The 14,074-nt window shown below is 59.7% G+C and carries 10 protein-coding genes; 3 read left to right on the forward strand and 7 right to left on the reverse strand.

Annotated elements, in window-relative coordinates:
- The first annotated feature begins 8 nt into the window (after positions 1-8).
- From ftsA to lpxC, 3 genes are all read left to right on the forward strand, one after another.
- Entirely contained in the window at positions 9-1,268 is a 1,260-nt protein-coding gene (gene ftsA, locus ACWR1S_RS20135) for a cell division protein FtsA (RefSeq protein ID WP_064120500.1), read from the forward strand.
- 104 nt (positions 1,269-1,372) lie between these two features.
- Complete coding sequence (gene ftsZ, locus ACWR1S_RS20140) at positions 1,373-2,569, forward strand: cell division protein FtsZ (protein WP_016986475.1); 1,197 nt, start codon at positions 1,373-1,375, stop codon at positions 2,567-2,569.
- Between the two features lie 112 nt (positions 2,570-2,681).
- The gene (gene lpxC / locus ACWR1S_RS20145; protein ID WP_007916984.1) at positions 2,682-3,593 is read left to right on the forward strand and encodes a UDP-3-O-acyl-N-acetylglucosamine deacetylase; all 912 of its coding nucleotides are present in this window, start codon (positions 2,682-2,684) and stop codon (positions 3,591-3,593) included.
- A gap of 148 nt (positions 3,594-3,741) precedes the next feature.
- Here lpxC and ACWR1S_RS20150 read toward each other — a convergent pair whose 3' ends face one another.
- The 7 genes from ACWR1S_RS20150 to ACWR1S_RS20180 all read right to left on the reverse strand — a co-directional run bounded on the left by ACWR1S_RS20150 (position 3,742) and on the right by ACWR1S_RS20180 (position 13,824).
- Positions 3,742-5,247, reverse strand: a complete 1,506-nt coding sequence (locus tag ACWR1S_RS20150) for a sensor domain-containing diguanylate cyclase (RefSeq protein ID WP_454564708.1) — start codon at positions 5,245-5,247, stop codon at positions 3,742-3,744.
- 219 nt (positions 5,248-5,466) lie between these two features.
- Positions 5,467-6,783, reverse strand: a complete 1,317-nt coding sequence (locus ACWR1S_RS20155; RefSeq protein WP_454564709.1) for an OprD family porin — start codon at positions 6,781-6,783, stop codon at positions 5,467-5,469.
- A gap of 197 nt (positions 6,784-6,980) precedes the next feature.
- Positions 6,981-7,202 carry a hypothetical protein gene (locus tag ACWR1S_RS20160; RefSeq protein WP_454564710.1) on the reverse strand — a complete coding sequence of 74 codons (222 nt, stop codon included), beginning with the start codon at positions 7,200-7,202 and terminating at the stop codon, positions 6,981-6,983.
- A gap of 325 nt (positions 7,203-7,527) precedes the next feature.
- The gene (locus ACWR1S_RS20165; protein ID WP_454564711.1) at positions 7,528-8,892 is read right to left on the reverse strand and encodes a heavy metal sensor histidine kinase; all 1,365 of its coding nucleotides are present in this window, start codon (positions 8,890-8,892) and stop codon (positions 7,528-7,530) included.
- Positions 8,882-9,559, reverse strand: a complete 678-nt coding sequence (locus tag ACWR1S_RS20170) for a heavy metal response regulator transcription factor (RefSeq protein WP_007916978.1) — start codon at positions 9,557-9,559, stop codon at positions 8,882-8,884. The genes ACWR1S_RS20165 and ACWR1S_RS20170 overlap by 11 nt, the downstream gene beginning before the upstream one ends.
- Before the next feature lie 9 nt (positions 9,560-9,568).
- Positions 9,569-12,670 (reverse strand): multidrug efflux RND transporter permease subunit, encoded by a 3,102-nt coding sequence (locus ACWR1S_RS20175; RefSeq protein WP_454564712.1) that lies wholly within the window; start codon positions 12,668-12,670, stop codon positions 9,569-9,571.
- A complete protein-coding gene (locus tag ACWR1S_RS20180) occupies positions 12,667-13,824 on the reverse strand; it encodes an efflux RND transporter periplasmic adaptor subunit (protein WP_454564713.1) in 1,158 nt (385 codons plus the stop codon). The genes ACWR1S_RS20175 and ACWR1S_RS20180 overlap by 4 nt, the downstream gene beginning before the upstream one ends.
- Between the last annotated feature and the right edge of the window lie 250 nt (positions 13,825-14,074).

Genomic DNA, 14,074 nt, shown 5'->3' on the forward strand with positions numbered 1-14,074 from the left:
CAGGACCCATGGCAAACGTGCAAAGCGGCAAAATGATCGTCGGTCTCGATATCGGCACCTCCAAAGTGGTGGCGCTGGTCGGCGAGGTCTCCGACGACGGCACGCTGGAAATCGTCGGGATCGGTACCCATCCGTCCCGTGGCCTGAAGAAGGGCGTGGTGGTCAACATCGAGTCCACCGTGCAATCGATCCAGCGCGCGATCGAAGAAGCCCAATTGATGGCGGGCTGCCGCATTCACTCGGCGTTCGTCGGTGTGGCCGGCAATCACATCCGCAGCCTGAACTCCCACGGCATCGTCGCGATCCGCGATCGTGAAGTCAGCTCGGCTGACCTTGAGCGCGTCCTCGACGCTGCTCAGGCTGTGGCGATCCCGGCTGACCAGCGTGTGCTGCACACCCTGCCGCAGGATTACGTAATCGATAACCAGGAAGGCGTTCGCGAGCCACTGGGCATGTCCGGCGTACGTCTGGAAGCCAAGGTTCACGTGGTCACCTGCGCCGTCAACGCTGCACAGAACATTGAAAAATGCGTGCGTCGCTGCGGTCTGGAAATCGACGACATCATTCTCGAGCAACTGGCCTCGGCCTACTCGGTCCTGACCGACGACGAGAAAGAACTGGGCGTGTGCCTGGTCGACATCGGCGGCGGCACCACCGACATCGCGATCTTCACCGAAGGCGCGATCCGCCACACCGCAGTGATCCCGATTGCCGGTGATCAGGTGACCAACGACATCGCCATGGCGTTGCGCACCCCGACCCAGTACGCCGAAGAGATCAAGATTCGCTACGCCTGCGCCCTGGCCAAACTGGCCGGTGCCGGTGAAACCATCAAGGTGCCAAGCGTTGGCGACCGTCCACCGCGCGAACTGTCGCGTCAGGCCCTGGCCGAAGTGGTTGAGCCGCGTTACGACGAACTGTTCACGCTGATTCAGGCCGAGCTGCGTCGCAGCGGCTACGAAGACCTGATCCCGGCCGGCATCGTCCTGACCGGCGGTACGTCGAAGATGGAAGGCGCCACTGAACTGGCCGAGGAAATCTTCCACATGCCGGTACGCCTCGGCGTGCCGCATGGCGTGAAAGGCCTGGATGACGTGGTGCGCAACCCGATTTATTCCACTGGCGTTGGCTTGTTGATGTATGGCCTGCAAAAGCAGTCCGACGGGGTTTCGTTCTCCGGCATCGGCAGCCGCGACAGCTACAGCAACGAAGAGCCACAGGCGCCGTTGCTGGACCGATTGAAGAAGTGGGTTCAAGGCAACTTTTAAAAGCAGCTCGAAGCGTCAAGCTTCAAGCGGCAAGCAGTAGCAGTAGATGCACCGCAACAAAAATGCAGTAGGCGAAAAAACTAGAGAATGTAAGGAGAGGGAAAATGTTCGAACTCGTAGACAACATCCCCGCAAGCCCGGTAATCAAAGTTATCGGTGTTGGCGGTGGCGGCGGCAACGCTGTCAATCACATGGTCAAGAGCAACATCGAAGGCGTTGAATTCATCTGCGCCAACACTGATGCTCAAGCGCTGAAAAACATCGGCGCGCGCACCATTCTGCAACTGGGCACCGGCGTGACCAAAGGTCTGGGCGCCGGCGCCAACCCTGAAGTAGGTCGTCAGGCCGCTCTCGAAGACCGTGAGCGCATTGCCGAAGTCCTGCAGGGCACCAACATGGTGTTCATCACCACTGGCATGGGCGGCGGTACCGGTACCGGTGCTGCGCCGATCATCGCCGAAGTGGCCAAGGAAATGGGCATTCTGACCGTTGCTGTCGTAACGCGTCCGTTCCCGTTCGAAGGCCGCAAGCGTATGCAGATCGCCGATGAAGGCATCCGCATGCTCTCGGAAAGCGTCGACTCGTTGATCACCATTCCCAACGAGAAGCTGCTGACCATCCTCGGTAAAGACGCAAGCCTCTTGTCGGCTTTCGCCAAGGCTGACGATGTACTGGCCGGTGCCGTTCGCGGTATCTCCGACATCATCAAGCGTCCGGGCATGATCAACGTCGACTTCGCTGACGTGCGTACCGTGATGAGCGAAATGGGCATGGCGATGATGGGCACTGGCTGCGCCAGCGGTCCGAACCGTGCACGTGAAGCCACCGAAGCGGCGATCCGCAACCCGCTGCTGGAAGACGTGAACCTGCAAGGCGCACGCGGCATCCTGGTGAACATCACCGCCGGTCCTGACCTGTCCCTGGGTGAGTACTCCGACGTGGGTAGCATCATCGAAGCCTTCGCTTCCGAGCACGCGATGGTCAAGGTCGGTACCGTTATCGATCCGGACATGCGCGACGAGCTGCACGTAACTGTAGTTGCCACCGGTCTGGGCGCGAAAATCGAGAAGCCTGTAAAGGTCATCGACAACACCGTTCACACCTCCATGGCATCCGCCCAGGTACAACAACCGGCTCCGGCCCGTCAGGAAGCGCCAGCGGTTAACTACCGTGATCTGGACCGTCCGACCGTCATGCGCAACCAGGCTCAGGCCGGTGCTGCGGCTGCCGCGAAGATGAATCCGCAAGATGATCTGGATTACCTGGACATCCCGGCTTTCCTGCGTCGCCAGGCCGATTGATGGAATGTATCAGGGCTATGAAGGTGATTGGTGTTCAGCAAAGGCATGGTCTGCTATCATCGCCAGCCTTTGTTGATACCAGTTCGCAATTTGCGCTGAAGCGGCCCAAGCCATGATTAAACAACGCACACTGAAAAATATTATCCGTGCCACAGGTGTAGGCCTGCACTCCGGTGAGAAGGTCTATCTGACCCTCAAGCCTGCGCCTGTCGACACTGGCATTGTGTTTTGTCGCGCTGACCTCGACCCTGTGGTGCAGATTCCTGCCCGCGCGGAAAACGTCGGTGAAACCACTATGTCGACGACGCTGATTAACGGCGACGTGAAAGTGGACACGGTAGAGCACTTGCTCTCGGCCATGGCTGGCCTGGGCATCGATAACGCCTACGTCGAGCTCTCCGCGTCCGAAGTCCCGATCATGGATGGCAGCGCTGGACCCTTCGTATTCCTGATTCAATCGGCAGGCCTGGAAGAACAGGACGCCGCCAAGAAATTCATCCGTATCCTGCGTGAAGTGACAGTGGAAGACGGCGACAAGCGCGCCACTTTCGTCCCTTTCGAAGGGTTCAAGGTGAGCTTCGAGATCGATTTCGATCACCCGGTATTCCGGGACCGCACCCAAAGTGCAAGCGTGGATTTTTCCAGCACTTCGTTCGTAAAAGAAGTCAGCCGCGCCCGTACCTTTGGTTTCATGAGTGATATCGAGTACCTGCGCAAGCACAACCTCGCACTCGGCGGCAGCGTGGAAAACGCAATCGTGGTCGATGCCGATGGCGTACTGAACGAAGACGGCCTTCGCTATGAAGACGAATTCGTGAAGCACAAGATCCTCGATGCCATTGGCGACCTGTACCTGCTGGGTAACAGCCTGATTGGTGAGTTCAAGGGCTTCAAGTCCGGCCACGCACTGAACAACCAGCTGCTGCGCAAGTTGATTGAGCAGACAGATGCTTGGGAAGTGGTGACGTTCGAAGACGCCAGCACCGCACCCATCTCTTACATGCGCCCGGTTGCGGCAGTGTAAGTAAAAAACCTCTCTAGTTTTTTGAAGGCCATCCTCGGATGGCCTTTTTTTATGCCCTTTTAAAATCAAAAGATCGCAGCCTTCGGCAGCTCCTACATGAGAATGCGATCACCCTGTAGGAGCTGCCGAAGGCTGCGATCTTTTGATCTTAATAGCTGACGACGCGGTTACGCCCACCTCCCTTGGCCTGATATAGCGCCTTGTCCGCCGCAAACAACAGCTGCTCCAGCGTCATCTCACTCGCCGCCGTCCAGCTCGCAATGCCAATACTCACCGTCATCGGCCGCTCAGCCCCATCGACCAACGGCAATTGCTCCACAGCCTGGCGAATATGCTCGGCAATCTGCTGCGCGCCATGACCATCGGTCTCGGCGAGAATCACCGAGAACTCCTCGCCGCCATAGCGCGCGACCAGATCTGCCGGTCGCCGCACATTTTCAGTGATGACCCTGGCCAGCGTCTTCAGCGCCTGATCCCCGGCCTGATGGCCATGCCGGTCATTGAAGGCCTTGAAGTGATCGGCATCGATCATCATCACCGACATCGCTTTGCCCGAACGCTGGGCGCGGAACCATTCATGGCGCAGCGCCTGATCGAGCATCCGCCGATTGGCGACACCGGTCAGTGCATCGGTAGCGGCCAGTTGCGCCAGCTCCCGCTCGGCCCGTTGGCGCAGGCGCAGCTCGCGGGCCAGCAGCCAGGTCAGCCATAACAGACCCACACACAGCACGCCTGTGGCGCCGCTGATCAACATGGCAGTACGGCGCCACGTGCCGAACACCTCGTCGCTGGACAGCGCGACCATCACGATCAACGGCAGATTGCCGACCCGCGAATAGGTGTAGAGACGTTGCTGATGGTCGATGCTCGAAACGCTGTTGAAACTGCCATTGCCACTCTTGTCGCGCAGAATCCGTATGACGTTGGGCCGGTTGCCGAAGCTTTTGCCGATGGAATCACTTTGCAGATAAGGCTTTTGCGCCAGCAGGACGCCGTCGTTGTCGATGATGTTCAACGTGCTGTCTTTGCCAATGTCGAGGCTGTTGAACAACTGGTCGAAGTAGTCGAGTTTCATTGACGCCACGGCCACGCCGGCGAACTCACCGTTTTCCGAGGAGATCCGTCGACTGAAGCTGATTCGCCACTGGTTGGCCTCGTCGCAGTCGCAACGTGTCTTGAACGGGCGGCTGATGAACATGCCGATGTCGCGGTTGAACGCGTGGGCGAGGAAGTAATCGCGGTCGGCGAAGTTGCCCGGTTTCGGCTCGACCCGCGAAGAGTCGGCGATCACATCCCCGTGTTTATCGAGGAGCAGAATGTCGCCCTTGAAGCGCGCTGTGGTTGAGCGGTCGAACAGCGCCAGGTGACGGATCTGCGGCGAGACATCCTGCAGGTCATCGCGTTGCGCGGCGGCGATCAGACCTTGCAGGGTCAAGTCGTACAACTCGACGGTGCGCAGCACATCGGCGTCGATCAGTTGCGCGATAGTGGTGGCACTGCGGGTCGCCGATTCCTGAGCGTTGGCGTGCTCGCGGATCAGCAGGAACGTGACGATGCACAAAATCGCGATCACGGTCAGCGAACTGCCGCAGATCAGCAGCAGCTCGGGGCGTCCGGTCTTGCCCGAAACGGGTGGGGTACGGCTCGCGATCATGATTGGGCTGTCGGTTGGGGAAGTCTTATAAGCGTAGTTGCACAACACCACCGAAGCGCTTGACGCAAAATACCTGTGGGAGCGAGCTTGCTCGCGAATGCGTTGTGTCAGCCAACATCAATGTTGCTGAAAGATCGCCTTCGCGAGCAAGCTCGCTCCCACAGGTTTGGTCATTGCTTGAGCTATCGGAGTCAGTCTGCAGTCAGCTTAGCGCCGATCTTAGAAGACGTTGATCGGGTAGTCGATGACCACACGGTATTCATCTGTGTCCGAATCAATCACGCCGTAGCCGTTGCCGCCACGGTTGGTTGCCCATTGCAAGTGCACTGCCAGATCTTTGGCCTGACCGCTCTGCACGACGTATTTCAGATCGAGATCGCGTTCCCAATGCTTGGCGTTGCGGCCCTCGGCGCTGTACCAGTTGGAATAACCTTGGCTGTCGGCGTCAACCTTGCTCAGGTCCACAGTGCCGCGCGAGTAGGACACCGACGAGGTCAGCCCCGGCACGCCGACACCGGCGAAGTCATAAGCGTACTTGAGTTTCCACGAGCGCTCGTTCGGGCCGTTGAAGTCGGAATACTGCTGCGAGTTATCCAGATAAACACTGTCGCCCTGGCTGATGTAGTCGAACGGCGTGTTGCCGTTGACTCGCTGATACGCGGCGGTAACGCTGTGATTACCAACGCCAACGGTGAAATGCAGGCTGTAGGTGTTGTTGTCGATGTTGCCGAGCAGCGCATCACCGGTGTCTTGCGTGTGATAGAAATGCAGGCCCGGGTTGAGGCTGACCAGATCGTTCAACTGCCAGGTGTAGTCGAGGTCGTAGTAGTACTGGTTCCAGATGTCCTTCAACTCGGAGGCGTAAAGACTGCTGGTCAGACCTTCGACACCGCTCCAGGCCACGCCGGCCCAGTTCAGGTGCTGGCTCTCGTCGCCCTCGGCCAATGTCCCGTAGGAAGTGCCGATGCGCGTGTGGCCGCTTTGGTTGTAAGGCTTGGTGAAACTCGCTTGGCCGCCTTCGATCAACCAGCCATCGAAGCTGTGGTTGGTCAGGCTCACACCACGGAAGGTCTGCGGCAGCATGCGCGTGTCACCGCCGGCAATCACCGGGTTGGTGAGGAACAGATCACCGGCCTTCAACTCGGTATCGAACGCGCGCATTTTCAACGTGCCACCGGCGGTGGAAAACGCCCCCGGTGCTTTGCCGCCATTCTCTCTGACCGGCAGGATGCTCGAGCCGTCGGTGCCGCCACCGCCATCCAGCTTCAACCCGAGCATGGCGTGGGCATCGATACCGAAACCGACCGTACCTGCGGTGTAACCCGACTGGAAAACCCCGAGAAAGCCCTGGCCCCACTCGATGTTGTCGTCCGCTTTCTGCAAGCGGTTGCGATTCATGTAGTAGTTGCGGGCGTTGAGGTTGAGGCTCGAACCCTCGACAAAACCTTCTTTGGCAGGCTCGTCGGCTTGAGCGGCAGGGGCAATCGTTGCGGCAATTGCAATGAACAGCGGGGTGAAGTGAACTGGGTAACGCACGTGCAATGGAGCTCCTTGGGTCAACTGGCGCCTCTATATTTTGAGGCGCTCGATGTTTCTTGTTGTTACAGACGAACCAAACGGCTTTCAGACCACAACGAAAAAAGGCCGCTGAAAGGCAGCGGCCTGGAATGACGACGGTTGAACGGGAAGAGCCAAACAACCGCGTCGAGGGAAACGTTGGCGCGGTGCGCGGCTCAGCTGTCTTTCTCGGCCGCTTGAGCCTGGGAAGTGGCAGCCTGCGGGGCTTGCGAGGCGTCTTGAGCCTTGGCCATCACTTCGGCCTGATACTGATCGTAGGCCTGAGCGCGAGCGACGTTGTGCGCCACGAACGCCTGCGATTCTTCAGCCATCGCCATCGGCGACAGGATCAATGAGGACAAAACGAACGCGCTGGCAATACCCATACTGTTGGACATCTTGAAAACCTTCTCGCTTGGCGAGTGCTGTTTGGTGCGGGCAAAGATAAGGTCGCCGGGCGTTGGGAAACAGCGTGATTTTCATAAATGACTGTTGCGCGGGAGGTAAAAGTCGAAGATCGCGGTGCAGCCAAGAGCAACCCCCTCACCAGCCCTCTCCCCCAAGGGGGCGAGGGGGAAAGGGAGCCGATCGGGGGCTTCAGATCGTTCCCACGCTCTGCGTGGGAATGCCTCATCGGACGCTCCGCGTTCGGCTTTGGAAGGGACGCGGAGCGTCCCGGGCTGCATTCCCACGCGGAGCGCGGGAACGATCAGTGGAGGAGGGTCAGACCGGCAAATAAATCCCGAAGGTATTCATCCCCCGATCACTGCGCACAAACACATCTCCACCATGCATCAGCGCAATCGCCTTGACGATCGCCAGTCCCAAGCCATGGTTATTGCCACTGTTGCTACGCGACGCATCGACCCGATAAAAGCGCTCGAATAACCGTGGCAAATGCTCACTGGCAATCGGCGAACCGGGGTTGGCCACACCAATACTCACCTGATGCGCTTCCACCTCGATGCGCACCTCGATCACCTGACCCGGCCCGGTGTGCTGCACCGCATTGCTCAGTAAGTTGATCAACGCCCGACGCAAATGCGCGACCTCGATCTGCACCAGTGCATCACCGCTGACCTCTACCTGAACCTGCGCATCTTCAAGAATGAAATCCAGATATTCCAGCGTCGTTGCCACCTCATCGGCCAGCGAAGTCGAGGTGAGTTTGGTCGCCTTGTTGCCCTGATCGGCACTGGCCAGAAACAACATGTCGTTGATGATCGAACGCAGCCGTTCCAACTCTTCAAGATTGGATTGCAGCACTTCAAAGTAATGCTCTGCAGAACGCCCGCGAGTCAGCGCCACCTGCGTCTGGCCGATCAGATTGGTCAGCGGCGAACGCAGTTCATGGGCGACATCGGCGTTGAACGACTCCAGCCGCGAGTAGGCCTGTTCGACCCTTTCCAGCGTCGAGTTGAACGAATCGACGAACTGCTCCAGCTCCGGTGGCAGCGGCGACAGACGCAAGCGCCCGGCCCGTAGCGGTGGCGCCAATCGCTGAGCCTCGTGGGACAGTTTGATCAACGGCTTCAAACCAATCCGGGCGACCCAATAACCCAGTGCCGAAGCCATCAGCACACCGACAATCGCCAGCCCGATCAGCGCGATCAACAGGTTGTGCTGAGTCTCATGAAACGTCTCGGTATCGATGCCGATCATGAAGCGCAGCGGCGGGCGCTGATCTTTGGCTGGCAACTCGGTGAGCAACACTTTCAGCGGATAAGGATGGTCGGGCAACTGCAGGTCATGCATGCCCAACGGGCCTTGGGCGAACGCGCGAATCGCCGCATCTGGCTGACCGTATTCGTAACCGGGATCACCACTCACCACCCAGAAACGAATGCGTTTGTCCTCTTCGCCGAGCAGCTTCAACTTGGCGTTTATCTTCAGCCAATGCTCCGGCGTGCCGAAGCGATTGAGTGCCGATTCGAGCACGCTGTAACGCGCATCCAGCTCGGCTTCCGGGAGCAATCCCAGGCCTTTATCGACCTGCTGATACAACGCGCCGCCGATCAATAGAAACACCAGCAGCGCCACCAGCGTGAACATTCCACTGAGGCGCAAGGCAATCGAATTACTGGACACCACGGCTCTCCAGCACATAACCCATGCCGCGAATGGTGTGCAGCAACTTCTCGTCGAACGGCCCGTCGAGCTTGGCGCGCAGACGTTTGATTGCGACTTCGACAACGTTGGCATCGCTGTCGAAATTGATGTCCCAGACCATCTCGGCGATGGCGGTTTTCGAAAGGATTTCACCTTGCCGGCGGGCGAGGACGCTCAACAGGGAGAACTCTTTGGCGGTCAGATCCAGTCGCGTGCCGGCGCGGGTGGCCTTGCGGCTGATCAAATCTATCCACAGGTCGGCGATGCTCACTTGCACCGGTTCATGCCCGCCGCTGCGCCGGGTCAGCGCTTGCAGACGCGCGACCAGTTCGAGGAAGGAAAACGGTTTGCCGAGGTAATCGTCGGCCCCGTCGCGCAGGCCTTTGATGCGGTCTTCGACGCGCTCGCGGGCGGTGAGCATGATCACCGGGGTTTGCTTGCGCGCACGCAACGCGCGCAGCACGCCGAAGCCATCGAGGCCCGGCAACATGACGTCGAGGACGATCACCGCGTAGTCGCTTTCCAGCGCCAGATGCAAGCCTTCAACGCCGTCGCGAGCCAGATCCACGGTGTAACCCTGTTCCGTCAGACCGCGGTGCAGATAGTCCGCGGTTTTTTCCTCGTCTTCGATAATCAGAACGCGCATGACCCTGCCTCAGTCTGTGGTCGCCAACGCCGCTACGGGCGCAGGTTTGGGCCTGTGGAACAGCCGCTCAAGCCACAAGTATATGACTGGAGTGGTAAACAACGTCAGCATCTGGCTGACCAGCAAACCGCCCACCACCGCGATACCCAGCGGCTGGCGCAACTCGGCGCCGGTGCCGTAGCCGAGCATCAGCGGCAGCGCGCCGAGCAGGGCGGCGAGGGTGGTCATGATGATCGGCCGGAACCGCGTGATGCACGCTTCGAAAATCGCATCCTGCGGCGACAGGCCCCGGTGGCGCTGCGCTTCGAGGGCGAAGTCGATCATCAGGATGCCGTTCTTCTTGACGATACCGATCAGCAACACCAGACCGATCAAGGCCATGATCGAAAAATCCTGACCGCAGATCCACAGCATGATCACTGCGCCCAAACCTGCCGCCGGCAGCGTCGAAATGATCGTCAGCGGGTGTACGAAGCTTTCATAAAGCACACCGAGAATGATGTACACCGCCACCAACGCCGCCAGAATCAGCCACGGCTGACTGGCCAGCGAACTCTGGAACGCCTGCGCCGCGCCCTGGAAATTGCCGCTGATGGCGGTGGGCATGCCGATCTCGGCCTTGGCCTGATTGAGCAAAATCACCGCATCACCCAACGCCACGCCGGGCGCGAGGTTGAACGACAGGTTGGCGGCGGGGAACATACCGTCGTGAGCAATCGACAACGGGCCGATGGTCGGCGCATCGAATTTGGCCAGCGCCGACAGCGGCACCATCTCGCCACTCAGCGGCGAGCGCAGGTAGAAATAGTTGAGGCTTTCGGCCTTGCCGCGCTGTTTGGTGTCCAGTTCCAGAATCACGTTGTACTGGTTGACCTGAGTCTGAAATTCATTGATCTGCCGTTGGCCAAAGGCGTCGTACAGCGCCTCGTCAACATCGCTCGCGGTCAGACCGAAACGCGCTGCGGCGCTGCGATCGATGCTGATGTGGGTGATGCTGCCGCCCAGTTGCAGGTCATTGGAAATGTCGCGGAACGCCGGGTTGCTGCGCAGTTTTTCGGTCAGGCGTTGCGTCCACGTGGCGAGGGTCGCGCCGTCGTTGCTCTTCAGTACATATTGGTACTGCGCGCGGCTCGGGCCGGAGCTGAGGTTGATGTCTTGGCCGGCGCGCAGATAGAGGACGATGCCGGGGACTTTCATCAGTTGCGGGCGGATGCGGTCGATGAACTGGCTGGCGCTGACATCGCGGTCGCCACGTTTTTTCAGGGCGATCCAGAAGCGCCCGTTGGCGATGGTCTGGTTACTGCCGGAGACACCCACCGAGTGGGAAAACGCCTGCACGGCCGGATCGGCGGCGACGATTTCGGCCATGGCCAAGTGTTTTTTCACCATGTCGCCGTAGGAAATATCCGCAGCCGCTTCGGTGGTGCCGAGGACAAAACCGGTGTCCTGCACCGGGAAGAAACCTTTCGGGATAAAGATGTAACCACCGATGGCCATCGCCAGCGATAAGCCGAAAACGCCGATCATCAATTTCTGATGGGCGAGGGCGCGGCGCAGACCTCGTTCGTACCAGCCGAGCAAGCGTTCGCTGAAGCCCGGTTTGGCGTGGGCGTGATGCACCGGTTTGCGCATGAACAGCGCCGCCAGCGTCGGCGCCAGGGTCAGCGAGACCACCACGGAAATCATGATGGTCGAGGTCGCGGTCAGGGCAAATTCCTTGAACAGGCGCCCGACCACACCGCCCATGAACAGCAGCGGAATGAATGCCGCCACCAGCGAGAAACTGATCGAGACCACGGTGAAGCCGATCTCGCCGGCGCCTTTGATGGCCGCCTCGCGCATATCATCGCCGGCCTCCAAGTGCCGGTGGATGTTCTCCACCACCACGATCGCATCGTCGACCACAAATCCCACGGCCACCACGATCGCCACCAGCGTCAGGTTGTTCAGGCTGAATCCGAGGATGTACATCAAAGCGAAACTGGCGATCAACGACACACCGAGCACCGCCGACACAATCAGGGTTGCCGACAATTGACGCAGGAACAGCGCCATCACCGCCACCACCAGCATGATCGCGATCAACAGAGTGATTTCCACTTCATGCAGCGAGGCACGAATGGTCTGCGTGCGGTCGATCAGGGTTTTCACTTGCACCGAGGCCGGCAGCATTGCTTCGAGGCCGGGCAGGGCGGCTTGAATGCGGTCGACGGTTTCGACGATGTTCGCGCCGGGCTGGCGCGAGATCACCAGGTTCACCCCGGGTTGATCACCGGCCCACGCTTGCACGTAGGCATCTTCCGAACCATTGACGACTTTGGCGACATCGCGCAGGTGAACCGGGGCGCCGTCCTTGTAGGAAACGATCAGTTGGCTGTAGTCCTCGGGGTGGAACAACTGGTCGTTGGTCGACAGCGTCGAGATGCTCGATTCGCCGTACAGCGCACCTTTGGCCAGGTTGAGGCTGGTCTGTTGAATGGCCAGACGAATGTCGGCAAGGGTCAGGCCGATCGCCGCCAGTTTGTCCGCCGAGGCTTGCACGCGGATCGCCGGACGTTGCTGACCGGTGATGTTGATTTGGCCTACGCCGTCGATCTGACTGATCTGACGCGAGAGCAGGGTTTCCACCAGATCGCTGAGTTCGGTGCCGGGCATTTGCGTCGAGCTGACGCTGAGGATCAACACCGGGCTGTCGGCCGGGTTGACCTTCTTCCAGGTCGGCAGCGTCGGCATGTCCTTGGGCAGTTTGCCGGCAGCGGTGTTGATCGCCGCCTGGACTTCCTGGGCGGCGGTGTCGATGCTTTTATCGAGGGTGAATTGCAGGGTCAACAGGCTTGAGCCCAAGGCACTGCTGGAAGTCATCTGGGTCATGCCGGGGATGGCGCTGAATTGCACCTCCAGCGGCGTGGCCACGGATGAGGCCATGGTGTCGGGGCTGGCGCCGGGCAACTGCGCGGAGACCTGAATCGTCGGAAATTCCGCTTCCGGCAGTGGGGCAATTGGCAAACGCGGGAAGGCAATTGCGCCGACCAGTACCAAGGCAATGGTCAGCAGAATTGTCGCCACCGGATGATCAATGCACCACGTGGAGACGCCTTTGTGCGCCTTCATGGTTTCGGCTCCGCTTGCACCACCTGCGCCGGCTCAGTCATGACTTGCACGGTCGAGCCGGGTTTGAGCCGCGACTGGCCGTCAGTGACCAGCACGTCACCGGCCTTCACACCTTTGATAATGTCTTCGCCACTGCCTTGGTAAACCATTTGTACTTGCACGGCTTCGACTTTGTCGCCATTCACCCGGTAGACGAAGTGTTGGTCGAGACCGCGTTGTACGACAGTAGGTGGGACGACCAGTGCATCTTTGTCGAGGGCTGTCTGAATTTTTACCGTGACCAGCAGGCCGGGCCAGAGCTTTTGGCTGGCGTTGTCGAATTCTGCCTTGGCGCGGATGGTGCCGGTGTTGGCGTTGATCTGGTTGTCGATCAGGGTCAGGTGACCTTCGCCGAGCAGGTTGCCGGTTTCGCCATCGGTGTCGGCGCCGATGTAGGCCTTGACCGGTGCGCGTTGCGGGTCGTTGATCAGGCCTTGCAGGGTCGGCAGCATTTGCTGGGGCAGGGAGAATTCGACGGCGATCGGGTCGATCTGGGTGACGGTGAACAGGCCGGCGGTGTCGGTCATGCGCAGGAAGTTGCCTTCGTCGACCGTGCGAATACCGACGCGCCCGGTGACCGGGGAGCGGATTTGTGTGTAGGAAAGTTGTACCTGCGCCGCATCAATCGAAGCCTGGTTGCCTTGGGCGGTGGCTTTCAGTTGGTTGACCAGGGCTTGTTGTTGGTCGTAGGTCTGTTTCGAGATGCCGTCGTCGACGGTGAGCAGTTTGTAGCGTTTGAGGTTGACCAGGGCGACTTGCAGTTGCGCCTGGCTTTCGCCCAGTTGCGCGCGGGCCTGGTCGAGGCTGGCGCGGATGGAGCGGTCGTCGATGGTGGCCAGCAGGTCGCCTGCTTTGACGAGTTGGCCTTCTTTGACGAGGATTTTGGTGAGAATGCCGTCGATCTGGGGGCGCACGACGACGCTGTGTAATGAGAGGACGGAGCCGATGCCGCTGGTGTAGCGGGGGACGTCTTTTTCGCTGACCGCGATGACTCGCACGGGGATGGCGGTGGGGGTGGCGAGTTTGGTCGGGGCGGGTTTCATTGCCCACCATGTACCTACGGCGGCTAGGACGATCACTAGGGCTAGCAGGGCTTTGTTCTTTTGGATTCGCATGCGGGGTGGGCGCCGGACGGATTTTGGGCAGGGTTAGGGTCTTTATAAACTTGTTTGGGGGTCAGGAGGGTGACGGCTGGCTGTCAGCGCTGTCAGTTTCGTTGTGTACATATCCGTTGCTGCGGTAACGGCGGCTTAGGGTTCCGACCTGACGGCGGGTCACTTTTGACAAACGCCTCAAAAGTAACCAAAAACGCTTGCTCCTGCGTGCGGCCCGCTCGCTGGGGCTCGGGGTTCCTTCGCTGCGGGA

The sequence above is a fragment of the Pseudomonas sp. AIG genome, assembly GCF_977020205.1.